This is a genomic window from Streptomyces sp. NPDC087310, from assembly GCF_044744405.1.
Classification (GTDB): domain Bacteria; phylum Actinomycetota; class Actinomycetes; order Streptomycetales; family Streptomycetaceae; genus Streptomyces.
This window is the reverse complement of record NZ_JBIUYF010000004.1, coordinates 122848-146953: the sequence shown is the minus strand read 5'-3', so window position 1 is coordinate 146953 and position 24106 is coordinate 122848. Positions and strand designations below refer to the sequence as shown.

The window sequence follows — 24106 nt, the reverse complement described above, 5'->3', positions numbered from 1 at the left end:
TCAGAGCTTCATCAGGCTGGCGTCGTCGACCGAGGCCGAGTGGCGGGAACGGAACAGCGAGACGATGATCGCGAGCCCGACCACGACCTCCGCGGCGGCGACGACCATCGTGAAGAACGCGATGATCTGGCCGTCGAGGTTGCCGTGCATCCGGGAGAAGGCGACGAACGCCAGGTTGCAGGCGTTGAGCATCAGCTCGACGCACATGAAGACCACGATCGCGTTCCGCCGGATCAGCACACCGGCGGCGCCGATGGTGAACAGCAGGGAGGCGAGGTAGAGGTAGTTGACCGGATTCACCGCTTGACCTCCTTGTCCGCGCGATCGGCCCCCGTACGGCCGGATCCCGTACCGCCGGAATCCGAACCGCCGGGATCCGCGGGGTCGAGGCCCCTGCGGCCCAGCCGCTCCGACGACCGCTGCTCCAGCGCCTTCAGGTCGGCGATGGCCTCGTCCGACACGTCGCGGATCTGGCCGCGGTCCTTCAGCGTCCTGCTGACCGTCAGATCGGACGTGGTGCCGTCCGGCAGCAGGCCCGCGATGTCCACCGCGTTGTGCCGGGCGTAGACACCGGGGGCGGGCAGCGGCGGCAACTGGCCGCTCCGTACCCGCGCCTCGGCCAACTCCCGCTGGGTTTTGGCCCGCTCGGTGCGCTCCCGGTGGGTGAGCACCATCGCGCCGACCGCCGCGGTGATCAGCAGCGCGCCGGTGATCTCGAAGGCGAAGACGTACTTCGTGAAGATCAGGGCGGCCAGGCCCTCGACGTTGCCGCCCGCGTTGGCCTGGCCGAGCCCCGTGAAGGAGTTCAGCGAGGCGTTGCCGATCCCCGCGACGAGCAGCACACCGAAGCCGAGCCCGCAGGCGGCGGCCCACCAGCGCTGGCCCTTCAGCGTCTCCTTGAGGGAGTCGGCCGCGGTGACACCGACCAGCATGACCACGAAGAGGAACAGCATCATGATCGCGCCGGTGTAGACGACGATCTGGACGACGCCCAGGAAGTAGGCCCCGTTGGCGAGGTAGAAGACCGCCAGGATGATCATGGTCGCGGCGAGGCAGAGCGCGCTGTGCACGGCCTTCTTCATCAGGATCGTGCAGAGCGCGCCGACCACGGCGACCGTGCCGAGGATCCAGAACTGGACGGCCTCACCGGTCGAGGTGAGCGACCCGGCGGCGAGCGAGGGCGTCAGCGGGCCCGCCACGGACGGCGCCAGGGAACTTGCCAGGAGGCTCATGCTTCGGCCCCCTCGTCCTGCGGCTTCTCACCCTTGCTGACGGCCACCTGACGGACCGTGCCGGGCGCGGCCTCCGTGACCAGTCCCCGGTAGTAGTCCTGCTCGTCCGTGCCGGGGAAGATCGAGTGCGGCGACTCGACCATGCCCTCCTCCAGGCCGGCGAGAAGCTGCTCCTTCGTATAGATGAGGCTCTCGCGGGAGCTGTCGGCGAGCTCGAACTCGTTGGTCATCGTGAGCGCCCGGGTCGGGCACGCCTCGATGCACAGGCCGCAGAAGATGCAGCGCGCGTAATTGATCTGGTAGACGCGGCCGTAGCGCTCCCCCGGGGAGTAGCGCTCCTCCTCCGCGTTGTCCGCGCCCTCCACATAGATCGCGTCCGCCGGGCAGGCCCACGCGCACAGCTCGCAGCCGATGCACTTCTCCAGGCCGTCCGGATGGCGGTTGAGCTGATGCCGGCCGTGGAAGCGCGGCGCCGTGACCTTCGGCGTCTCCGGATACTGCTCCGTCAGCCGCTTCTTGAACATGGCCTTGAAGGTCAGCCCGAAGCCGGCCACCGGATTCCGCGGCGGACGCGGGATGTCGCCGCCCGGAACGTCCTCCTGGGGGGCGTTCCCCTGCGGATCGCTCCGCTGCGGGAGGTTCTCCTGCGAAGAGTCAGACACTGCCGGCCTCCTTTCCGTCACTCTCGGTACCGTCACTCACAGTATTGACCCCGCCACTGACAATCAGCTCCCGCTCGCGTCGCGGCTGCCTGCGCGGCACCGGCGGCAGCGTCTGTCCGGGCAGCGGCGGTACGGGGAAACCGCCCGCCATCGGGTCGAAGGCCGGTGGCTCCGGTTCGTGCTCCGCCTCGGAACGCTCCTTCCTGTCGCGGAAGATGTCCGCGATGAAGGAGAGCAGCAGGAGCGCGATGATCGCCGAGGCCACGTACAGCAGGATCGTCTGGAAGGAGTAGTTCTCGTTGCGCAGCGCCCGTACGGTCGCGACGAGCATCAGCCAGAGCAGCGAGACCGGGATCAGGACCTTCCACCCGAGCTTCATGAGCTGGTCGTAGCGCACGCGGGGCAGCGTGCCGCGCAGCCAGATGAAGAAGAAGAGCAGCAGTTGGACCTTGACGACGAACCAGAGCATCGGCCACCAGCCGTGGTTCGCGCCCTCCCAGAAGGTGGAGATCGGCCACGGGGCGCGCCAGCCGCCGAGGAAGAGCGTCGTCGCGACGGCCGAGACGGTCACCATGTTGACGTACTCGGCGAGCATGAACATCGCGAACTTGATCGACGAGTACTCGGTGTTGAAGCCGCCGACCAGGTCGCCCTCGGACTCCGGCATGTCGAACGGGTTGCGGTTCGTCTCCGCCACCATCGTGATGATGTAGATGATGAAGGAGACCGGCAGCAGCAGCACGTACCAGCGGTCCGCCTGCGCCTCGACGATCGCCGAGGTCGACATCGACCCGGAGTAGAGGAACACCGAGGCGAACGCGGCGCCCATGGCGATCTCGTACGAGATCATCTGCGCGCACGAGCGCAACCCGCCGAGCAGCGGATACGTCGACCCCGAGGACCAGCCCGCGAGGACGATGCCGTAGATGCCGACCGAGGCGACCGCGAGGATGTAGAGCATCGCGATGGGCAGGTCGGTGAGTTGCATCGTGGTGCGCTGGCCGAAGATCGAGACCTCGTTGCCCGCGGGCCCGAAGGGGATCACCGCGATCGCCATGAACGCGGGGATCGCCGCGATGATCGGCGCGAGGATGTAGACGGCCTTGTCGGCGCGCTTGACGATGATGTCTTCCTTGAACATCAGCTTCGCGCCGTCGGCGAGCGACTGGAGCATGCCCCAGGGGCCGTGCCGGTTGGGGCCGATGCGCAACTGCATCCAGGCGACGACCTTGCGCTCCCACACGATGGAGAAGAGCACGGTCAGCATCAGGAACGCGAAGCAGAACACGGCCTTGACGAGCACGAGCCACCAGGGGTCGCGGCCGAACATCGACAGGTCCTCGGCGGCGAGGACGCTCCCCGGGGCCGCCGCGATTGAAGCGAAGGCGGTCATGCGCGCACCTCCGGTGCTGCGTCGGCGGGGCCGTCCTGCGAGGGGCCGGCCGGTTCCGCGGGGCCGATACGTACGAGCGTCCCCGGCAGCGAGCCGGTGTCCGCGAGGACGCCGCCTCCCGTGGAGTTCAGCGGCAGCCAGACCACCCGGTCGGGCATCGCCGTCACCGCCAGCGGAAGGGTGACCCTGCCCGCGGGTCCGGTGACGGTCAGGTCGTCGCCGTCCTTGACGCCCGTCTCGGCGGCCGTCGCGACGGAGAGCCGGGCCACCGCCGCATGGCGCGTGCCCGCCAACGCCTCGTCGCCCTGCTGGAGAAGGCCCTGGTCCAGCAGCATCCGGTGGCCTGCGAGAACCGCCTCGCCGCCGCCGGCCCTGGGCACCGGAACGGCCGATTCCGTCGGTTCGGTGGCGCGGGGGCCCTCCCAGCCGCCGAGCCGGTCGAGTTCGGCGCGTACGGCACGCAGGTCCGGCAGCGCGAAGTGCACGTCCAGGGTGTCGGCGAGCATGTGCAGCACGCGCGCGTCGCTCGGCGCGAGCCGCCGCGTCATCTGCTCCGGCTTCAGCGCCGCCTCGAACAGCCGTGTCCTGCCCTCCCAGTTGAGGAAGGAGCCGGGCTTCTCCGCGACCGCCGCGACCGGGAAGACCACATCGGCCCGCTCGGTGACCTCGCTGGGCCGCAGCTCCAGCGAGACCAGGAAGCCGACCTCGTCCAGCGCGGTCCGCGCGCCCGCCGGGTCGGGCAGGTCCGCGATCTCGACGCCCGCGACCAGCAGCGCGCCCAGCTCGCCGTTGGCGGCGGCCCGTACGATCTGGCCGGTGTCGCGGCCGTACCGGTGCGGCAGTTCGCGTACGCCCCACACCGCCGCGGTCTCCTCGCGGGCCCGCGGATCCGTGGCCGGCCGGCCACCCGGCAGCAGCGAGGGCAGCGCGCCCGCCTCCAGCGCGCCGCGCTCACCGGCCCGCCGCGGGATCCACACCAGCCGGGCGCCGGTCGCGGTGGCGGCGCGCGCCGCCGCGGTGAGCCCGCCGGGGACGGCCGCGAGCCGCTCCCCGACGACGATCACGGCGCCGGGCTCGCGCAGCGCCCGCGCCGCGGCCGTACCGTCCGCGTCGAGCCCGGTCTCCGAGGCCAGCGCGTCCAGCCACTCGGTCTCGGTGCCTGGCGCGGCGGGCAGCAGCGTGCCACCCGCCTTCGACAGGCCCCGGGTGACGTGCGTGGCCAGGGAGAACGTCCGCTGGCCGTGCTTGCGGTGCGCCTTGCGCAGCCGCAGGAAGACGCCGGGCGCCTCCTCCTCGGACTCGAAGCCCGCGAGCAGCACCGCCGGGGCGGCCTCCAGCGTGGTGTACGTGATCCCCGTGCCGTCGAGGTCATGGCCCCGGCCCGCGACGTACGCCGCGAGGAAGTCGGCCTCCTCGCCGCTGTGCACACGCGCGCGGAAGTCGATGTCGTTGGTGTCGAGGGCGACCCGCGCGAACTTGGCGTACGCGTACGCGTCCTCGACGGTGAGCCGGCCGCCCGTCAGGACGCCGGTCCTGCCCCGGGCCGCGCCCAGGCCGCGCGCCGCGGCCTCCAGCGCCTCCGGCCAGCTCGCCGGTTCGAGGACGCCGTCCGCGTTCCGCACCAGCGGGGTGGTGAGCCGGTCGGGCTTCTGCGCGTACCGGAAGCCGAAGCGGCCCTTGTCGCAGAGCCACTCCTCGTTGACCTCGGGCGCGTTGGCCGCCATCCGCCGCATGACCTTGCCGCGCCGGTGGTCCGTACGGGTCGCGCAGCCGCCCGCGCAGTGCTCGCAGACGCCCGGCGAGGAGACCAGGTCGAAGGGGCGGGAGCGGAAGCGGTACGCGGCCGAGGTGAGCGCGCCGACCGGGCAGATCTGGATGGTGTTGCCGGAGAAGTACGACTCGAAGGGGTCGCCCTCGCCGGTGCCGACCTGCTGGAGGGCGCCGCGCTCGATCAGCTCGATCATCGGGTCGCCGGCGATCTGGTTCGAGAACCGGGTGCAGCGGGCGCAGAGCACGCACCGCTCCCGGTCGAGCAGCACCTGCGTGGAGATCGGTACGGGCTTCTCGAACGTACGCTTCTTGCCCTCGAAGCGGGTGTCGGGGTCACCGACCTGCATGGCCTGGTTCTGGAGCGGGCACTCGCCGCCCTTGTCGCAGACCGGGCAGTCCAGCGGGTGGTTGATGAGCAGCAGCTCCATCACCCCGCGCTGCGCCTTCTCGGCGACCGGCGACGTCAACTGCGACTTGACGACCATGCCGTCGGTGCAGGTGATCGTGCAGGACGCCATCGGCTTGCGCTGGCCCTCGACCTCGACGATGCACTGGCGGCAGGCGCCGGCCGGGTCGAGGAGCGGATGGTCGCAGAAGCGCGGGATCTCGATGCCGAGCTGCTCGGCGGCGCGGATCACGAGCGTCCCCTTGGGGACGGAGATCTCGATGCCGTCGATCGTCAGCGAGACGAGATCCTCGGGCGGAACCGCGGCTTCACCGCCCCCGGAGGGAGCATTCGTCGTCACCGTCATGCGTTCACCTCCAGGTGCGGGTTCTGGTCTGCCCACACGGTGGACTTCGCGGGGTCGAAGGGGCAGCCCTTGCCGGTGATGTGCTGCTCGTACTCCGCGCGGAAGTACTTGAGCGAGGAGAAGATCGGGGAGGCGGCGCCGTCGCCGAGCGCGCAGAAGGACTTGCCGTTGATGTTGTCGGCGATGTCGTTGAGCTTGTCGAGGTCGGACAGCTCGCCCTTGCCCTCCTCGATGTCGCGGAGCAACTGGACCAGCCAGTACGTCCCTTCGCGGCACGGCGTGCACTTGCCGCAGGATTCATGCGCGTAGAACTCGGTCCAGCGGGTGACGGCCCGTACGACACAGGTCGTCTCGTCGAAGCACTGGAGCGCCTTCGTGCCGAGCATGGAACCGGCGGCGCCGACGCCCTCGTAGTCGAGCGGGACGTCGAGGTGCTCGTCGGTGAACATCGGGGTCGAGGAGCCGCCCGGCGTCCAGAACTTGAGGCGGTGCCCGGCCCGGATGCCGCCGCTCATGTCGAGGAGCTGGCGCAGCGTGATGCCGAGGGGGGCCTCGTACTGGCCGGGGTTGGTGACATGCCCGCTGAGCGAGTAGAGCGTGAAGCCCGGGGACTTGTCGCTGCCCATGGACTTGAACCAGTCCTTGCCCCGGTTGAGGATCGCGGGAACCGAGGCGATGGACTCGACGTTGTTCACCACAGTGGGGCAGGCGTACAGGCCCGCCACCGCCGGGAAGGGAGGACGCAGCCGGGGCTGTCCGCGACGCCCCTCCAGGGAGTCGAGCAGCGCGGTCTCCTCACCGCAGATGTACGCGCCCGCGCCCGCGTGCACGACGACATCGAGATCGAGCCCGCTGCCCAGGATGTTCGTGCCGAGGTACCCCGCCGCGTACGCCTCGCGCACCGCCTCGTGGAGCCGGCGCAGTACGGGGACGACCTCGCCGCGCAGATAGATGAAGGCCCGCTGCGAGCGGATCGCGTAACAGGCGATCACGATGCCCTCGATGAGGGAGTGCGGGTTGGCGAAGAGAAGGGGGATGTCCTTGCAGGTGCCGGGCTCCGACTCGTCCGCGTTGACGACCAGATAGTGCGGCTTGCCGTCGCCCTGCGGGATGAACTGCCACTTCATCCCGGTGGGGAAGCCGGCCCCGCCGCGCCCGCGCAGACCCGAGTCCTTGACGTACGCGATGAGGTCGTCGGGCGTCATGGCCAGCGCCTTGCGCAGCCCCTCGTACCCTTCGTGCCGCTCGTAGGTGGCCAGCGTCCAGGAGTCGGGCTGGTCCCAGAAGGCGGACAGGACGGGCGCGAGGAGCTTCTCCGGGCTCGTCCCGTTCCCGTTCTCGTTGAGCTCGGTGGCCATGGTCATCACTCCCCCTCCTCGGCTGCGGGTCCGGCCGGGTGGTCCGGGTCGGAGGCCGAGGTCTGCTGCGGCGCGTCGTGCGAGCTGAGGTGCTCGGCGCCCGGCTGGGGCGCGTCCTGCGGCTGCCGGTCCTGGGGGGCGGCGTCGCGTGGTGGCGCGTCCTGGGGGCCCCTGTCCTGGGGCTGCCGGTCCTGCGGCTGCCGGTCCTGGGGGTCCGCGCCGTCCCGGGGGCGTACCACCCGCTGCGGCGCCTCACCCCTCGCGAGCCGCAGCCCGACCAGCGAGGCGGGGCCGGCGCCGCCGGTGGCCTCGACGGCGCCGGGGCGCTCGTCGGGGAAGCCGGCCAGGATGCGCGACGTCTCCTTGTACGTGCACAGCGGCGCGCCCCGGGTGGGCGCCACGGTGTGTCCGTCGCGCAGGTCGTCGACGAGCCGCAGGGCGGTGTCCGGCGTCTGGTTGTCGAAGAACTCCCAGTTGACCATCACCACGGGCGCGAAGTCGCAGGCCGCGTTGCACTCGATGTGTTCGAGGGTGATCTTGCCGTCGGGGGTCGTCCCGTGGTTGTCGACGCCGAGGTGCGCCTTCAGCTCCTCGAAGATGGCGTCGCCGCCCATCACCGCGCAGAGCGTGTTGGTGCAGACGCCGACCTGGTACTCGCCGCCGGGCCCGCGCCGGTACATGGAGTAGAAGGTGGCGACGGCGGTGACCTCGGCGGTGGTCAGGCCGAGCTGTTCGGCGCAGAAGGCCATCCCCGTACGGGAGACGAACCCCTCCTCCGACTGCGTGAGGTGGAGCAGCGGCAGCAGCGCGGAGCGGGAGTCCGGGTAGCGGCCGATGATCTCCTTGGCGTCCCCTTCGAGCCGGGCGCGTACCTCGTCCGGGTAGGCGGGGGCGGGAAGCTGCGGCATCCCGAGGCTGACCTCGGCTTTGGGCGGTGTGGCGGTCACCGGTCGACGCCTCCCATCACGGGGTCGATGGACGCGACGGCGACGATGACGTCGGCGACCTGGCCGCCCTCGCACATCGCCGCCATGGCCTGGAGATTGGTGAAGGACGGATCGCGGAAGTGCACGCGGTACGGGCGGGTGCCCCCGTCGGAGACGACATGCGCGCCGAGTTCGCCCTTGGGCGACTCCACGGCGGCGTACGCCTGACCGGCCGGGACCCGGAAGCCCTCCGTCACCAGCTTGAAGTGATGGATCAGAGCCTCCATGGACGTGCCCATGATGTTCTTGATGTGGTCGAGGGAGTTGCCCAGGCCGTCCGGGCCGAGCGCGAGCTGCGCGGGCCAGGCGATCTTCTTGTCGGCGACCATCACCGGGCCCGGCTCCAGCCGGTCCAGGCACTGTTCGACGATCCGCAGCGACTGGCGCATCTCCTCCAGGCGGATGAGGAAGCGGCCGTACGCGTCGCAGGTGTCGGCGGTCGGGACGTCGAACTCGAACGTCTCGTAACCGCAGTACGGGTCGCTCCTGCGCAGGTCGTGCGGGAGCCCGGCGGAGCGCAGGATCGGCCCGGTGGCGCCCAGCGCCATGCAGCCGGTCAGGTCGAGATAGCCGACGTCCTGCATACGGGCCTTGAAGATCGGGTTGCCGGTGGCGAGCTGGTCGTACTCCGGCAGGTTCTTCCGCAGCGTCTTCAGCAGCTCGCGCAGGGAGTCGACGGCGCCCGGGGGGAGGTCCTGGGCGAGCCCGCCGGGACGGATGAACGCGTGGTTCATCCGCAGCCCGGTGATCATCTCGTAGGCATCGAGAATCAGTTCACGATCGCGGAATCCGTAGATCATGATCGTGGTCGCGCCCAGCTCCATCCCGCCGGTGGCGAGACAGACGAGGTGCGACGAGAGCCGGTTCAGCTCCATCAGCAGGACGCGGATGAGCGTGGCCCGGTCCGGGATGTCGTCCTCGATGCCGAGCAGCTTCTCGACGCCCAGGCAGTACGCCGTCTCGTTGAAGAACGACGTCAGGTAGTCCATGCGCGTGACGAAGGTGGTGCCCTGCGTCCAGTTGCGGAATTCGAGGTTCTTCTCGATACCGGTGTGCAGATAGCCGATGCCGCAGCGGGCCTCGGTGACGGTCTCGCCCTCGATCTCCAGGATCAGCCGCAGCACCCCGTGCGTGGAGGGGTGCTGGGGACCCATGTTGACGACGATCCGCTCGTCGTCGGCCTTGGCGGCGGACTGGACGACCTCGTCCCAGTCGCCGCCCGTGACCGTGTAGACGGTGCCCTCGGTGGTCTCCCGGGCGGAGGCGAGCGCGTCGAAGGCGTCCGGGGCGGAGTCCTGCGACGCGGAGGGGTGTGAAGTGGTCATCAGGAGTACGACCTCCGCTGGTCCGGAGCCGGGATCTGGGCGCCCTTGTACTCGACGGGGATACCGCCGAGCGGGTAGTCCTTGCGCTGCGGGAAGCCCTGCCAGTCGTCCGGCATCATGATCCGGGTCAGGGCGGGGTGGCCGTCGAAGATCAGGCCGAAGAAGTCGTACGTCTCGCGCTCGTGCCAGTCGTTGGTCGGATAGACCGCGACCAGGGACGGTACGTGCGGATCGGCGTCCGGGGCGGAGACCTCCAGGCGGATCAGCCGGCCGTGGGTGAGCGAACGCAGGTGGTAGACGGCGTGCAGCTCACGGCCCTTGTCGTCGGGGTAGTGGACGCCGGACACCCCCGTGCACAGCTCGAAGCGCAGGGCCGGGTCGTCGCGCAGGGTGCGCGCCACCTGGACGAGGTGCTCGCGCTCGATGTGGAAGGTCAGCTCGGCACGGTCGACGACCGTCTTCCCGATGGCGTTCGCGGGGACGAGGCCCTGCTCCTCCAGCGCGCCCTCCAACTCGTCGGCGATCTCGTCGAAGACCCCGCCGGGGCCGCCGTACGGGCGGGAGGAGGCGCCCGGCAGCGTCACGGTCCGTACGAGACCGCCGTAACCGGAGGTGTCCCCGCCGTTGTTGGCGCCGAACATGCCCTTCTGTACGCGGATGGGCTCGTCAGCCCGGCCGCGCGCGGAGGGAACGTTCGCCCCGGACGCCTGCTCGTCGCTCCCCGGCGCCTGCTCGCCGCTTCCGGACGGCCGGTCGCGGTGCTTGTCGTCCCCGGGCCGCCGCTCGTCATCCCCGGATCGCTGCTTGTCACTCACCGCAGCAGCCCCTTCATCTCGATCAACGGGAGCGCCTTGAGGGCCGCCTCCTCCGCCTCGCGGGCCGCTTCCTCCGCGTTGACCCCGAGCTTGGAGCTCTGGATCTTCTGGTGAAGCTTGAGAATGGCGTCCATCAGCATCTCGGGACGTGGTGGGCAGCCGGGCAGATAGATATCGACAGGGACGACATGGTCGACGCCCTGCACGATCGCGTAGTTGTTGAACATCCCGCCCGACGAGGCGCAGACCCCCATGGAGATCACCCACTTGGGGTTGGGCATCTGGTCGTAGACCTGCCTCAGGACGGGCGCCATCTTCTGGCTCACCCGCCCCGCCACGATCATCAGATCGGCCTGGCGCGGCGAGCCGCGGAAGACCTCCATGCCGAACCGCGCCAGGTCGTACCGCCCGGCGCCGGTCGTCATCATCTCGATGGCGCAGCAGGCCAGACCGAACGTCGCGGGGAAGACGGAGGACTTCCGTACCCAGCCCGATGCCTGTTCGACGGTGGTCAGCAGGAAACCGCTCGGCAGCTTCTCTTCGAGTCCCATTGGTGGCCCCTCAGCCCCTTTAGTCCCATTCCAGACCGCCGCGCCGCCACACATACGCGTAGGCGACGAAGACGGTGAGCACGAAGAGCAGCATCTCCACGAGCCCGAAAATCCCCAGGGAGTCGAAGGTGACCGCCCAGGGGTAAAGGAAGACGACCTCAATATCGAAAATGATGAAGAGCATCGCCGTCAGGTAGTACTTGATGGGGAATCGGCCGCCCCCGGCCGGCGTCGGCGTGGGCTCGATGCCGCACTCGTACGCTTCGACTTTCGCCCGGTTGTAGCGCTTTGGGCCGATAAGCGTGGCCATGACCACGGAGAAGATCGCAAACCCGGCCCCGAGGGCGCCGAGCACGAGGATGGGTGCGTAGGCATTCACGCCCCTCAGCTCCTTCCAGTCGTCCTTGACCGTTGGATCGCACCGGGCGGACCGCCTCGCCGCCTCGTCGCGGATCGCCGAAGATCGCGCACATGTGAGGCAGTTCACAAGCCCGGCTGCCCCGCATCCTATGCCCGGTGGGCTGTGATCTGCGACACGGGGTACAGCGGCGACTTTGTGATCTCCACCACCTGACGAAGGATCATGAAGCCGGATGAGGGGTGATCTTCATACGCGAAGCGGCCACGTGATCACCAGACGTGACATTCGAGCCCGTCGGTGCTGGCCAGAGGCGTGTCGCTCTATCAAGAGATGCACCGTACAAGCAAATTGGCGATGAGACACTTTCGAGTGATACGGCGCCGGGGGTCACCCGGGCGAGGGACCGGCGGGCTCCAGGTGGACCGATGTGGATATGTGCACGCATTCACGAGCAACCCGGCGCGAGCGCGGAGACACCCTCCGGGCATCCCTCGCGCGAGCGCGCGAGGGACAGAACGACCCCGGTGAAGCACCGGAAAGACCTCGACCGGGAACGCCTTACACCTCATGTGACCGGACCGACGGTCGAACAGTGACCGAGCCGTTATCTGCGAGACGGGAAAGTGACCTGCGCCACTTCACTCAACCCCCCAAAGAAGGGGGCTTGGCCATGAGTGCGAAGCAATGGTAGGCGACAGGCAATTCGGACGTTTATCGGAAAGCCCATGATCACGGCCATGATCACCCTTGCCCGGTTTGCCCGTTACGGCGTCAATAAGAGCTCGCGGAAAGCGGATTCACAGATTCCGGACGCAACTGTGGCGCACCCCACGTTTCTTGACGGGAACCCGGGCTGACCTGATAGCCGTTGGTCTCATGTCCCACACCGCTCAGATACCCAGCCATCGGAAACCCCGCAGGAGCACCCCGCGCGTCACCCTTCGGGCCGGAGTCGCCGGTGGCGTCCTCAGCACGATCGCGGTCGCAGGTGCCGCCGCGCCGGCGAACGCCGAGCCGGTGACCGAGACCATCGAAATGCCCACCCTCACCGCCGGCCTCGCCGGTGACTTCGCCCGGTCCGCCGACGCGACCCAGCGAGTGGCCAACACCCTGGACCTCCAGGCCCAGCAGGACGCCGCAGCCGCGAAGGCGGCCAAGACCGCCAAGACGGCGAAGGCGGAGGCCGAGCGCAAGGCCGAGGCCAAGCGGAAGGCCGAAGAGGCGAGAGTGAAGGCCGCCAAGGCCGCGGAGGCCGCCGAGCGCGCCTCCCGCTCCACCGAGCGCACGACGCTCGCCTCCACCTCGAACTCGGACTCCGGATCCAGCACGGGCTCGTCCTCGTCCTCGAACACGGTCTCCGAGACCACCTCGCAGGCCACCGGCTCCGCCGCGTCCGTCGTCGCCTTCGCGCAGGCGCAGGTCGGCGACGCGTACATCATGGGCTCCACGGGCCCGAACGCCTGGGACTGCTCCGGCCTCGTCCAGGCCGCGTTCAGCCAGATCGGCGTCGACCTCCCCCGCGTCTCGCAGGACCAGTCGGTGGCGGGCACGCAGGTCTCCCTGGACAACCTCCAGCCGGGCGACATCCTCTACTGGGGTGGCGCGGGCAGCGCGTACCACACGGCGATCTACATCGGCGGCGGCGAGTTCATCGGCGCGCAGAACCCGAGCAAGGGCGTCGTCAAGGCTTCCCTGGACTACGACCCGCCGAGCGGCGCGGTCCGCGTCCTCTAATACGGCCCACGCCCCACGCCCCACGCCCCACGGCGAAGACCCGCACCCCGCCCCGGGGATGCGGGCTTCCGCCGTTGAGGCGCGCCCGGGGTGCGTCGTGGCGGGTGGGCGGCCTGTCGGGGTGAGCCAGGGGTGAGCGATGGCGGGCGGTCCGCCCTCCTCCCTGGTTCGATGATCGCGGCTCCGGGGTGTGCGTCCAGGGCTCCGGCCCTGATCCTCAAGATCTGATCAAGCTCGCACTTAACCCGATCGAGTGATGGCAAGCTAACTCCTCCTGGGTAGAAGACACTTACGTCATTTCGCACCACACGCCAGACGATCCCTACATCGTCTGGCCAGGAGGAAGCTCCCCCCATGACCATAAAAGGCATCGACGTCTCGTCGTATCAGAGTTCGAACTACACCACCTCCGGCTTCGACTTCGTGTTCGTCAAAGCCACCGAAGGCACCTCGTACATCAACCCGAGGATGTCCGCCCAGGCCGCTCACGGCCGGGCGGCCGGGCTTGTTGTCGGGTTCTACCACTTCCTGCGGGGCGGGAACATGAAGGCCCAGGCCAGGTACTTCGTCGAGGAGTGTTCCAGCATCGCCTACGACCCCCTCTTCGCGGACTGGGAGGACAGCGATGTCTCCAACGCGGAGAAGGACGCCTTCCTCGCCGAGGTGAAGCGGCTGCGCGGGGAGACGCATCGCGTCGGGCTGTACTGCAACCGGGACTACTGGCTGAACCGCGACACGACCAGCAACGCGGGCGACGCCCTCTGGATCGCCGACTACGTGACCGCCGGGAAGCCCCGGATCCAGGCCGCGTGGAAGTTCCACCAGTACACCGACAGCCCGCTCGACACGAACCTCGGTCAGTTCGCCGACCGTGCCGCGCTGAAGAAGTGGGCCAGAAAGGGCTGAGGTCCCCCACCGGGTCCGGGTCCCCGCCCCGGCACCGGTCGATCCGCGCCCCGGATCCCTGCCCGTGCGCCACGACGCCGCCCTACGTCACCTCGCTCAGCCGTAGTGCCACGCGTTCGCGTGTCGCCGCAGCACGCGGATCGTCGTAAGCGGCGAGGAGTTCGAGCGCCCTCGTCCAGTGCTGTCCCGCGGTGTCTCCCTCCGTGCCTGCCTCCGCGTGACGCAGCGCCGCGCCCAGTCCTTCAAGCGCTATCGCCTCGTGCCATGCGTCGCCCAGTTCGCGGTGGACCGCGACGGCCGCACGGTGGAAGTTGACGGCCTCGTCGGGACGGCCGAGCAGCGCGTAGGTCTCCCCCGCCCCCTGCCAGGCCAGTGCCTCACGGCTTCGGTCGCCCAGCCGACCGTGCAGCATCGCCGAGCGCTGATAGGCAGTGAGCGCGTCGCCGTACCGCGTCAGCGCCCGGTGCGCGTTGCCGAGAGCGATCAGCCACCAGCCTTCCGCGACATGGCTGCGCAGATCCAGGGCGATCCGTACCGCTTCCTCGGCGGTCCGCAGGGCGTCCTGGAACTCTCCACGATCCAGGTGAATTGCGCTCAGGATCCAGAGAGCGTTGCCGATGCTACGTGCGTTCCCTCGCCGCCGGTGAAAGGACAAGGCACGCTGAAGGCGCTCGGCGGCCTCCGCAAGGCGACCGGCCTGATAGTGGGCTTGCGCGAGATTGGTGTCGGACACGGCTTGCCAGTGCGTCTCTCCCAGCTCTCCGAAGAGCTCGGATGCCTGCTCCAGCGGGGCTTCCGCGCCGGCGAGCTGTCTCTTGCGCAGATGCACCAGGCCCAGGGCATTGAGTGAATTGGCTTCTCCGTATCTGTCGTTCACCTCCTGCCGGATTTCGAGTGCCGCCTGATGGCAGGAGAGACTGTCGGCCAGCATGTTGATGTCGGTGTATGCGAATCCCAGGTCCTCCAGGAGGATGGCCTCCGCCGGGCGGTCGCCGAGGCGACGGGCGGCGGAGAGACCGATCCTGCCCATGGCCATCCAGTCCGCGGTGAGGGCGGAGGGCGCCTTCGCATTCCAAAGGATCGCCGGCAGCCGCCAGGCATGGGCGTCAAGGCCGGATGCCTCGGCTGCCCGGACCATGGGCAGAAAGTTGGCCTGCTCCTGTTCCGACCAGTCGACGGCCTGGTCGTAGTCCGCGAGGACCAGCGGTGATACGCCGTCTCCGGGAGGGTCAGTGACGAGGTGCTCCTCGTCGGGCGAGATCCACACCTGGGCCGCGTCGGACGTGTGCACGTACCATTCGAGAAGGCGGAGAAGCGCGTCCTTCCGGCCCTCCGGGGACACCTCCCGCCGCACCTGATCTCTGGCGTAGGCGCGTAAAAGGTCATGGAATTCGAACCGGTTCGGTGCTTTCTGTTCCAGGAGATGTGCGCCCATCAGTGTGTCCAGGAGTTGACGCGCACGACGCACTTCGACGCCTGCCAGGGCTGCTGCTGCTGCGGCGGAGATCCACGGCCCGGGGTGCAGCCCCAGCAAGCCGAACATCCGGGCGGCGGCCGGTGGCAGGGCGCGATAGGACCAGGCGAACACCGCGCGTACGGCCTCGGATTCTTCCTCGTCCCCGGCGCTCAGAGCGTCCCACAGCGCCGATTCGTCCCGCAGATCAGCGATCAGTTCGTCCAGCCGCATGTGTGGTTGATTGGAGGCGCGTTCGGCGGCGATGCGCAGGGCGAGTGGCAGGCGGGCACACAGCCGGGCGAGTTCGGCCAGTTGATAGCTGTCGTCGGACCGGTGGTCGGCGGTGATGGTACGGAGCAGGGCGACCGCCTCCGGCTCCGCCAGGGTGCCGAGGGTCAACCGGTCCGCACCGTCGCGGATGGTGAGTCCGGACAGCCGCCCACGGCTGGTGACGACCGTCAGGCAGCGGGCGTTCCCCGGCAGCAGCGGACGGACCTGGGCGACCGTGGCGGCATTGTCCAGGACGATCAGCATGCTGCGGTCGGCCAGCAGGGAGCGGTAGAGCGCGGCGGCGGCTTCGGGATCAGGAGGGACCGCGTCGGGCGGAGTCCCCAGCGCGATCAGGAATCGGGGCAGCAACTCCGCTGCGGTGAGCGGCGCTCCGGGATCGTAGCCACGTAGATTGGCGTAAAGATGCCCGTCGGGGAAGCGGTCTGCCACCTGGTGTGCCCAGTGCAGAGCGAGCGAGGTCTTGCCCGATCCGGCTGTGCCGACGATGACGTGTACGGAGACGTCGAAGAGTTTCCTGCGGTCGTCAGGGGGCGCCGGGCCTCCGACGCCTGACAGCGCCGTGTCCAGCTTCTGCAACTGCTCCGCGCGATTGACGAAATTCCTGATGTCCGCCGGGAGTTGGCGGGGTCTTGGGCTCTGGCCGCGGTGGCTGCCTTTGTCGTAGCCATGGAAGTGGATATCGCCGGTGACCTGTCCCGCCTGCACCACATCACGAGAGGTCCCCGACAGGTCGGAGTGTGTCCCGGCGGGGTTCGCCTGTCGGCTGCTTCTCGTGGTTCTCGGGTTCTCTTCGCCCTCACCGCTCCTGGTGATCTTCTACTCCCCTTCCACCCGAGGAGGAGGCAGATGTGCCACATGGCGATCGACGTAGGAAATGATGTCCTCGCCGTCCTCGTACAGCTCCTTGATGAAGCCTTCCCAGCGCCCGATGAGACCGGAATCGGCGAAACGAATGCCCCCGTCCAGAAGTCCGGCCTCGGTGTAGACGACCTCGTACAGAACCTGGCTTCCCAGAACGACGATCTCCGGCAGCGGAGCAGTGGCCTCCAGCGCCTTGAGCTGGTCGCCGCCGACCACACGAATCGGAAGCCCGCACTCGGCCTGAACCCGAAGGGAGTTCAACTCCCACTGGAGATACGGAGTCAGCGGCTCTTCCACGATCCGGACACGGTGGAAGACGCTGCCCCGCGCTCGGTCCTCCTGGGCGACCTGGGCCCAGTACGTGGTGCCGTTCTCCGCCATGAGCCGTAGAGCTTCGCTCCAGTCACCGCGTCGAAAGGCTTCCCAACTGGGCGAGCCCAGCTCCTCGAAATGCTGTCTCCGCTCGAACTTCCAACTGTCCCGGCCGGTGATCGTTTCGTCGCGCTGCCGGAAGTCACGTCGGTACTGGTCCAGGAGAAGCCGCTCTCCCTGATGCTCTTCAAACGTGAGAACGCTACGATCACGCATCCGCGATATCCGGCTTCGCCGCGCGCACCATGCATCCGGGGATGACGACCAGTCGCTCATCGTCAGCGATCGACGCACCTGCCGGGATACGGAGCCGGTACGCGTCCGTGAGGTCCCTGCCTACGACAGCGATGTCACCGTTGTCCAGCTCCCAGATGTCGGGGCATCCGTCTTTCCCATTGGTGACGTCCAGTTCCTCCGCCGATTTCCCTAACCGTCGTGAAAACGACGCCGACGGATCGGCCTCCCAAGGACGGGCCATGTGAACACCCTTTCGATAGGCGTCGATCACATATGAAGTGGCCTCGATTCTAGGAAACCTGACGACTCGACAGTAAGGACATGACGAGCCAACACCCCAAACTTTCGGGTGAGTTGCCGAGCCGCGTCACGCCTTCGGCGCCACCTTGGAAAGCCCGTTGATGATGCGGTCCATCGCGTCGCCGCCCGTCGGGTCCGTCAGGTTCGCCAGCATCTTGAGCGTGAATTTCATCAGCAGTGGATGCGTCAGTCCGCGTTCCGTCGCGAGTTTCATGACCTTCGGGTTGCCGATGAGCTTCACGAAGGCGCGGCCCATCGTGTAGTAGCCGCCGTAGGTGTCCTTGAGGACCTTCGGGTAGTGCAGCAGGGCCAGTTCGCGCTGGGCGGGGGTGGCGCGGGCGTGGGCCTGGACGATGACGTCCGCCGCGATCTGGCCCGACTCCATGGCGTACGCGATGCCCTCGCCGTTGAACGGGTTGACCATGCCGCCCGCGTCGCCGACCAGGAGCAGGCCCTTGGTGTAGTGCGGCTGGCGGTTGAAGGCCATCGGGAGCGCTGCGCCGCGGATCGGCATCGTCATGTTGTCGGGGGTGTAGCCCCAGTCCTCGGGCATCGACGCGCACCACGCCTTCAGCACCTCGCGCCAGTCCAGCTCCTTGTACGCGGAGGAGGAGTTGAGGATGCCGAGCCCGACGTTGGACGTACCGTCGCCCATGCCGAAGATCCAGCCGTAGCCGGGCAGCAGCTTGTCGGGGCCCGGGCCGCGTCGGTCCCACAGCTCCAGCCAGGACTCCAGGTAGTCGTCGTCGTGGCGGGGCGAGGTGAAGTACGTCCGTACCGCCACGCCCATCGGGCGGTCCTCGCGGCGGTGCAGCCCCATCGCGAGCGACAGCCGCGTCGAGTTGCCGTCGGCGGCGACGACGAGCGGCGCGTGGAAGGTGACCGGGGTCTTCTCCTCGCCCAGCTTGGCGTGGACGCCGGTGATCCGGCCCGTACGCGCGTCGGTGATCGGGGCGCCGACGTTGCAGCGCTCGTGCAGCCGGGCGCCGGCCTTCTGGGCCTGCCGGGCGAGCTGCTCGTCGAAGTCGTCGCGCTTGCGGACCAGGCCGTAGTCCGGGTACGAGGCCAGGTCCGGCCAGTCGAGCTGGAGCCGTACGCCGCCGCCGATGATCCGCAGCCCCTTGTTGCGCAGCCAGCCGGCCTCTTCGGAGATGTCGATGCCCATCGACACGAGCTGCTTGGTGGCGCGCGGGGTGAGACCGTCACCGCACACCTTCTCGCGCGGGAACGCGGTCTTCTCCAGCAACAGGACGTCCAGGCCCGCCTTGGCGAGGTAGTACGCGGTCGTGGCACCGGCCGGACCGGCTCCGACGACGATGACGTCCGCGGTGTTCTCGGAGAGGGGCTGGGGCTCGGTCACAGCGGGTTCTCCCGAAGACTCGAAATCGTGTACCGGACGGCACTGGTCCTGTGCAGTCTATGGGTGCGTACTGATCCCCCCAGTGAAGGGCTGCCGCCATGACCCATGTGACCGAACCGCTCCCCGTGGTGCAGCTCCGCGTCCCCACCGAGGAGGACGCCTTCGCCTGGCACCGCGTCTTCGACGACCCCGAGGTGATGGAGTTCCACGGCGGTACGCCGGCCGAGATGTCCGTGTACGAGGAGCTGACCGCCCGGCAGCGACGCCACGACGCCGAGCACGGTTTCTGCCTCTGGACGATGCTGGACGGGTCCGGGGAGGTGATCGGCTTCACGGGCGCCCAGCCCTGGCCGCACGCGTCGTTCGGGCCGGTGGGCGAGATCGAGATCGGGTGGCGGCTGGGCCGGGCGCACTGGGGCCGGGGGTACGTGACCGCCGCCGCGCGGACCACGCTGGAGCGGGTACGGGCGGCGGGCGTCGGCCGGGTCGTGGCGATGGTGGACTCCCGTAACGCGCGCTCGGTCGCGGTGACGCGGCGGCTGGGGATGGAACGGGCGGAGACATACGTCGGACCGGTGTCCCGGCAGGAGGCGCACTGCTACCGGTTGGAGTTGTGAGTCGAGGAGTCGAGGAGTCGAGGAGCCTATGAGTCGAGGAGCCTATGAGTGGGGCGCGCCCTTGCTCGTCGGGTGCGAGTGCCCGGAGCCGGGCCCCGAACCGTCAGGCCCGTACGCCCCGGTGCAGCGCCACGATCCCGCCCGTCAGGTTCCGCCACGCCACCTTCGACCAGCCCGCGCCCTGGAGCCGGGACGCCAGCGCGGGCTGGTCGGGCCAGTCGCGGATGGACTCGGCGAGGTAGACGTACGCGTCCGGGTTGGACGAGACGGCGCGCGCGGCCGGCGGGAGCGCCCGCATCAGGTACTCCGTGTAGACGGTCCTGAAGGGCGCCCAGGTCGGGTGCGAGAACTCGCAGATCACGATCCGGCCGCCCGGCTTCGTCACCCGGTACAGCTCGCGCAGCGCCTCGTCCGTGTCCTGGACGTTGCGCAGGCCGAAGGAGATCGTCACGGCGTCGAAGACCTCGTCGGCGAAGGGCAGCTTCGTCGCGTCGCCCGCCGTGAACGGCATCCACGCGTGCCGCTTCTTGCCCTCGCGCAGCATCCCCAGCGAGAAGTCGCACGGCACGACGTACGCGCCGGTCGCGGCGAACGCCTGGGAGGAGGTGGCCGTGCCGGCCGCCAGGTCGAGGACCCTCTCGGCCGGGCGCGCGTGCACCGCCTTGGCGACCTCCTTGCGCCATCGCCGGTCCTGGCCGAGCGAGAGCACGTCGTTCGTGAGGTCGTAGTTCTCCGCCACGTCGTCGAACATCGAGGCGACTTCGTGCGGCTGCTTGTCCAGGGAGGCTCGGGTCACGTTGTTCAGTGTGACAGGGCTGGACCCGCCGACCGGTGTCAGGGCAGCAGTCTCGGCGGTCGTTTCGCCGCCACGTCCTCCACCCACCCGAAGAGCGCCACGGCCGCCGCGATCAGCACCCAGGCGATCCCGAACTGGAACCACGCGCTGTCGAGCGGCAGGTCCCGCTCGAAGGCGGGGATGTTCCACATCACGTCGATCACCGGCACGCTCACCATCAGCGCGACCTCGTGCCAGAGATAGATCGTCACCGCGCGCGCGTTGAAGACCCGGACCACCCGGTCGGCCACGGGACGGCGCGCGAGCCACCCGAAGTCCGGCCGGAACCGCAACAGCAGCACCACGAACCCCGCGGACCACAGGGCCTGCGCGAGCGGGATGTCGTCCAGGTCGTACGTACCGTCCACCCGGTGGTGGAACGCCCACCACGCGCCGACCGCCATCACCGGGAGCGCCACCGCGACCACGCGCCCCGGGCGGAGCCGGTCGAGCACCCCGTCGCGGTGCGCGAAGCCGAGCAGCCAGCAGAAGAGGAAGACGGACAGATCGCTGAGCGCGGCGCCGAGCCGCCCGTCCGGCAGGGTCCACAGGGTCTCGAAGACCACGACCGGGACGAGCGACAGCAGGAGTACGGGGAGCGGCGCGCGCCGGAAGAGCCTCAGCAGGACGGGCGAGAGCAGGACGAACCACAGATACGTCCGCAGGTACCAGAGCACCGCCCACGCCTGCTCGCCCCAGGCGTCGCCGGGCGGGTCCCCGACCGGCAGCACCCAGTAGACGGCGTCGGCGCCCGGCAGCCACCCGTGCTGCGCCATGGCCACGACGAGTACGGCCCCGAACACCCACATCGGCACCAGCAGCCGCCGCAGCCTGCTCCGGATCACCTTCCCGGCGGGCCGCTCCAGGGATCGCGCCATCAGCGACCCCGCGAGCGCGAACATCACCCCCATGGAGGGGAAGACCAGGCCCAGCCAGGGCCACTCGAAGGTGTGGTATGTGACGACGCGGATCAGCGCCAGGGCGCGCAGCGCGTCCATGTATCGGTCCCGGCCGATGGGAGGGGGAGCCGAGCCCGGGGTACGGGGTACTGGCGCCGCGGCTGCCGCTCGTACCGCCTCCGGCGGCAGCGCCCTCCTGCGGTGCGCGCCCGCCATCAGGCCGCCCCCGACCCGGGGCGCGGCGCGCCGACCTCACCGGTGCGCTTGAGCTTCTGCCAGCGCAGCCGGCCGCCTGTGAGCGCGGTGACGCTGGAGTGGATCAGCACCAGATACATCAACTGCCGGTACGCGATCTGTTGCAGCGGCATCATCAGCAGATACCGGTACTTCTCCTTGTCGAGCCGGAACGCGTAGGCCGCGCAGAGCAGTTGGACGAGGAGGACCGCCAGCCACGCCAGCAGCGACGCCTGGAAGTCGACGAAGATCATCGCGTAGACGGTGAACACGTCGATGAGCGGGGCGAAGACGGGCGTGACGATCTGGAAGAGCACCACCAGCGGCATGCCGACCCGGCCGAACCGGCCCGAGGGCCCCTTGTCCAGGACCGATCCGCGGTGCTTCCACAGCGCCTGCATCGTGCCGTAACTCCAGCGGTAGCGCTGGCGCCAGAGCTGTCCCACGCTCGCCGGCGCCTCGGTCCAGGCGCGCGCGTGCTCCGCGTACACGACCCGCCAGCCGGCCCGGTGCAGCGCGATGGTGATGTCGGTGTCCTCGGCGAGGGTGTCCTCGCTCATGCCGCCGACTTCGAGGACGGCCCGGCGGCGGAAGGCGCCGATCGCGCCGGGGATGGTGGGCATGCAGCCGAGGACGTCGTACATCCGCCGGTCGAGGTTGAAGCCCATCACGTACTCGATGTGCTGCCAGGCCCCGATGACGGTGTCGCGGTTGCCGACCTTGGCGTTGCCCGCGACGGCGCCGACCCGCTCGTCACCGAAGGGCTGCACCAGCTCCCGTACGGTGTCGGGCTCGAAGACCGTGTCGCCGTCCATCATCACCACGATGTCGTGACCGGCCTGGCGCACCCCGTTGTTGAGGGCGGCGGACTTGCCCGCGTTCTCCTGGCGGATGACCCGTACGTTGGGCAGCCCCAGGGACTCCGCGATCTCGGCGGTGCCGTCGGTAGAGCCGTCGTCCACGACGACGATCTCGATCGGATGGCTGCTCGCGGCGAGGGAGTGGAGCGTGTTGGCGATGCACTCCTTCTCGTTGTACGCGGGCACGATCACGCTCACCGGTTCGTACACCGGCGGCCCCCATGTGAAGCGGCGTCTGTTGCGCTGCCGGTGGTGGCGGCGGGCGAGGAGGAGCATCAGCCCGAACCGGGCCATCACGGCGACGCCGACGACCGCGAGGCCGGTGGCGAGACCGGGGACGGACCACTCGGCGACGGCCACGGCGGCGATCAGGGCCTTGCCCTCCCAGAGGGTGGTGCCGGTGGCCTTGCGGTGGGCCATCTGCGCGATGTTGACGCCGGAGTTCGCGTTCCCGGCTCCGTTCGCGCTCGTGTCTCCGTTCGTGTTTCCGGCCCCCGGTGGGCCTGCGGGGCCGCCCCCGGCGGTGCCGCCGGCCGACTGGTCCGCCGCGCGGTCCGCCTGCTGGGCGCCGCTGACCGTCGTGAAGGTGTAGCCCTTCGCCTTCATCTTCTTGATGTACCGCGGCAGCGCCTTCAGCGTCTCCGTACGGTCGCCGCCCGCGTCGTGGAAGAGCACCGCCGCCCCGTCGCCGTCCTTCGGCGTCGCCCACTTGATGATCTTGCTGACGCCCGGCTCCTGCCAGTCCTCGCTGTCGGTGTCGATGAAGACGCTCGTGTACCCCATCGCGCCGAGGCGCTGGTAGATCGGCCAGCTCTCGTTGTCGATCGCGTCGTTCTTCGAGGAGTACGGGGCCCGGAACAGCGTCGTCGTGATCCCCGCGGCGCCCGCCAGCGCGAGTTGCGTCTGGGCGATCTCGCGTTTGACGCGGGAGGCGCTCTGGTACGAGAGATCGACATGCGTGAAGGTGTGGATACCGACCTCGTTCCCCTGGTCGACCATGTCCTTCACCACGCCCGGATAGCGCGAGACCATCGAGCCGATGAGGAAGAACGTGCCGGGCACGTCCTGGTCGTTCAGGATCTTGAGGACCTTCTCCGTGTACTCGGGATCGGGCCCGTCGTCGAAGGTCAGCACGATGGTCTTGTCCGCCACGGACTGGGTGCGCACCCGGCCGCCCGCGAAGCTCAGGATGGGACCGCCGTCGGCCACGCTGTCGGGGACCTCGCTGTTGCTCGCGTCGGAGCGGATCCGCTGGTCGCCGCCGACCTCGGAGCGCAGATAGCCGTCGAGCAGCAGCACGCTGACGAGGCCGACCAGCAGCAGCAAGGCGAAGATCACCCGGGGCTTGGGGATCGCCTGGCGCCCGACACGCTCGATGCGGGAGGGGGTGGCGTGCCGGCGCTTGCCCGCGGGGGTGGGGGCGGGGGTGGGGTTCTGGGGCATCGGCTCAGTCGTCGCTGCCGGTGGAGGCGGAGGCCGAGACGGAAGGGGCCACGGAGGCCGCGGCCGAAGGGGGCGCCGTGGCGGGCGCCGTGGGCGGGGCCTCCCCCGCGCCGGGCGGCGGGGCGCCGCCCGGCGGTCCGTACCCCGTTCCCTCCTGGGCGGCGGCCGGTCCGCCGTCGAACGGCAGGATCTCCGACGGGCTCAGGGAGATCCCGCCCATGAAGGCGAGCCCCAGGACGGCGACATACCCGAGGGTGACGACGCCCAGCGCCATCCCGGCGCGGCGCAGCAGGCGGGCCCGGCGCCCGGAGGCGTCCACGAAGACGGGGCCCGCCTGGGGGCGGCCGGCACCACGTTTACGGCGCCGGTCCGGCCGGTCCGGGCGTACCGGGCGTTCCTCAAGGGTGGGGTCAGAATGCATGCGAGCAGATTGGCCACCCTTTATGTGCGAAACCTGTGCCTGTGACGACGCGTTCCTATGAATTCTTTCTTTTCC

General features: G+C 69.3%; 22 protein-coding genes. 3 read left to right on the top strand and 19 right to left on the bottom strand.

Annotated features, from left to right (window positions below; translation table 11 throughout):
- The 11 genes from nuoK to ACIO3P_RS15660 form a co-directional block, all read right to left on the bottom strand.
- A complete protein-coding gene (gene nuoK, locus ACIO3P_RS15710) occupies nt 1-300 on the bottom strand; it encodes an NADH-quinone oxidoreductase subunit NuoK (protein WP_129773108.1) in 300 nt (99 codons plus the stop codon).
- Complete coding sequence (locus ACIO3P_RS15705) at nt 297-1232, bottom strand: NADH-quinone oxidoreductase subunit J (RefSeq protein ID WP_329828481.1); 936 nt, start codon at nt 1230-1232, stop codon at nt 297-299. The genes nuoK and ACIO3P_RS15705 overlap by 4 nt, the downstream gene beginning before the upstream one ends.
- Entirely contained in the window at nt 1229-1810 is a 582-nt protein-coding gene (nuoI, locus tag ACIO3P_RS15700; protein WP_329829640.1) for an NADH-quinone oxidoreductase subunit NuoI, read from the bottom strand. The genes ACIO3P_RS15705 and nuoI overlap by 4 nt, the downstream gene beginning before the upstream one ends.
- A gap of 76 nt (nt 1811-1886) precedes the next feature.
- The gene (gene nuoH, locus ACIO3P_RS15695; protein ID WP_329828480.1) at nt 1887-3287 is read right to left on the bottom strand and encodes an NADH-quinone oxidoreductase subunit NuoH; all 1401 of its coding nucleotides are present in this window, start codon (nt 3285-3287) and stop codon (nt 1887-1889) included.
- Nucleotides 3284-5809, bottom strand: a complete 2526-nt coding sequence (locus tag ACIO3P_RS15690) for an NADH-quinone oxidoreductase subunit G (protein ID WP_329828478.1) — start codon at nt 5807-5809, stop codon at nt 3284-3286. The genes nuoH and ACIO3P_RS15690 overlap by 4 nt, the downstream gene beginning before the upstream one ends.
- Complete coding sequence (nuoF, locus tag ACIO3P_RS15685; protein WP_401854785.1) at nt 5806-7173, bottom strand: NADH-quinone oxidoreductase subunit NuoF; 1368 nt, start codon at nt 7171-7173, stop codon at nt 5806-5808. Before nuoF ends, ACIO3P_RS15690 begins: the two co-directional genes overlap by 4 nt.
- Nucleotides 7173-8075, bottom strand: coding sequence for an NADH-quinone oxidoreductase subunit NuoE (gene nuoE / locus ACIO3P_RS15680; protein WP_329829639.1), 903 nt, complete (start codon nt 8073-8075; stop codon nt 7173-7175). Before nuoE ends, nuoF begins: the two co-directional genes overlap by 1 nt.
- Nucleotides 8076-8110: 35 nt before the next feature.
- Nucleotides 8111-9478, bottom strand: coding sequence for an NADH-quinone oxidoreductase subunit D (locus ACIO3P_RS15675; RefSeq protein WP_329828476.1), 1368 nt, complete (start codon nt 9476-9478; stop codon nt 8111-8113).
- Nucleotides 9478-10293 (bottom strand): NADH-quinone oxidoreductase subunit C, encoded by an 816-nt coding sequence (locus ACIO3P_RS15670; RefSeq protein ID WP_329828474.1) that lies wholly within the window; start codon nt 10291-10293, stop codon nt 9478-9480. The genes ACIO3P_RS15675 and ACIO3P_RS15670 overlap by 1 nt, the downstream gene beginning before the upstream one ends.
- On the bottom strand, nt 10290-10844 hold the full coding sequence (locus ACIO3P_RS15665; protein WP_313944763.1) for an NADH-quinone oxidoreductase subunit B family protein: 555 nt from the start codon (nt 10842-10844) through the stop codon (nt 10290-10292). The genes ACIO3P_RS15670 and ACIO3P_RS15665 overlap by 4 nt, the downstream gene beginning before the upstream one ends.
- A 19-nt stretch (nt 10845-10863) precedes the next feature.
- On the bottom strand, nt 10864-11223 hold the full coding sequence (locus ACIO3P_RS15660) for an NADH-quinone oxidoreductase subunit A (RefSeq protein ID WP_329828472.1): 360 nt from the start codon (nt 11221-11223) through the stop codon (nt 10864-10866).
- 858 nt (nt 11224-12081) lie between these two features.
- Between ACIO3P_RS15660 and ACIO3P_RS15655 the strand changes: the two genes are divergently transcribed.
- Complete coding sequence (locus ACIO3P_RS15655; RefSeq protein WP_329828470.1) at nt 12082-12939, top strand: C40 family peptidase; 858 nt, start codon at nt 12082-12084, stop codon at nt 12937-12939.
- Between the two features lie 354 nt (nt 12940-13293).
- A complete protein-coding gene (locus ACIO3P_RS15650) occupies nt 13294-13845 on the top strand; it encodes a glycoside hydrolase family 25 protein (protein WP_329828468.1) in 552 nt (183 codons plus the stop codon).
- 82 nt (nt 13846-13927) lie between these two features.
- Here the strand turns inward: ACIO3P_RS15650 and ACIO3P_RS15645 are convergent, their stop codons facing one another.
- The 4 genes from ACIO3P_RS15645 to ACIO3P_RS15630 form a co-directional block, all read right to left on the bottom strand.
- On the bottom strand, nt 13928-16297 hold the full coding sequence (locus ACIO3P_RS15645) for an ATP-binding protein (RefSeq protein ID WP_401854788.1): 2370 nt from the start codon (nt 16295-16297) through the stop codon (nt 13928-13930).
- Nucleotides 16298-16408: 111 nt separating this feature from the next.
- Nucleotides 16409-17041, bottom strand: coding sequence for a DUF6879 family protein (locus ACIO3P_RS15640; RefSeq protein WP_401854790.1), 633 nt, complete (start codon nt 17039-17041; stop codon nt 16409-16411).
- Nucleotides 17034-17303, bottom strand: a complete 270-nt coding sequence (locus tag ACIO3P_RS15635) for a hypothetical protein (protein ID WP_329829638.1) — start codon at nt 17301-17303, stop codon at nt 17034-17036. The genes ACIO3P_RS15640 and ACIO3P_RS15635 overlap by 8 nt, the downstream gene beginning before the upstream one ends.
- Nucleotides 17304-17429: 126 nt before the next feature.
- Complete coding sequence (locus ACIO3P_RS15630) at nt 17430-18722, bottom strand: geranylgeranyl reductase family protein (protein WP_329828464.1); 1293 nt, start codon at nt 18720-18722, stop codon at nt 17430-17432.
- A gap of 98 nt (nt 18723-18820) precedes the next feature.
- On the opposite strand from ACIO3P_RS15630, the gene ACIO3P_RS15625 reads away from it, so the two are divergent.
- The gene (locus ACIO3P_RS15625) at nt 18821-19339 is read left to right on the top strand and encodes a GNAT family N-acetyltransferase (protein WP_329828463.1); all 519 of its coding nucleotides are present in this window, start codon (nt 18821-18823) and stop codon (nt 19337-19339) included.
- Between the two features lie 103 nt (nt 19340-19442).
- Here the strand turns inward: ACIO3P_RS15625 and ACIO3P_RS15620 are convergent, their stop codons facing one another.
- From ACIO3P_RS15620 to ACIO3P_RS15605, 4 genes are read right to left on the bottom strand one after another with little or no spacing between them, the layout of a single operon-like run.
- Complete coding sequence (locus ACIO3P_RS15620; RefSeq protein WP_401854793.1) at nt 19443-20135, bottom strand: demethylmenaquinone methyltransferase; 693 nt, start codon at nt 20133-20135, stop codon at nt 19443-19445.
- A 38-nt stretch (nt 20136-20173) separates the two neighbouring features.
- Complete coding sequence (locus tag ACIO3P_RS15615) at nt 20174-21289, bottom strand: acyltransferase (RefSeq protein WP_401854796.1); 1116 nt, start codon at nt 21287-21289, stop codon at nt 20174-20176.
- Nucleotides 21289-23610: a bifunctional polysaccharide deacetylase/glycosyltransferase family 2 protein gene (locus tag ACIO3P_RS15610; RefSeq protein WP_401854798.1), complete on the bottom strand. Its 2322-nt coding sequence runs from the start codon at nt 23608-23610 to the stop codon at nt 21289-21291. The genes ACIO3P_RS15615 and ACIO3P_RS15610 overlap by 1 nt, the downstream gene beginning before the upstream one ends.
- 4 nt (nt 23611-23614) lie before the next feature.
- On the bottom strand, nt 23615-24031 hold the full coding sequence (locus ACIO3P_RS15605; RefSeq protein WP_401854799.1) for a hypothetical protein: 417 nt from the start codon (nt 24029-24031) through the stop codon (nt 23615-23617).
- Between the last annotated feature and the right edge of the window lie 75 nt (nt 24032-24106).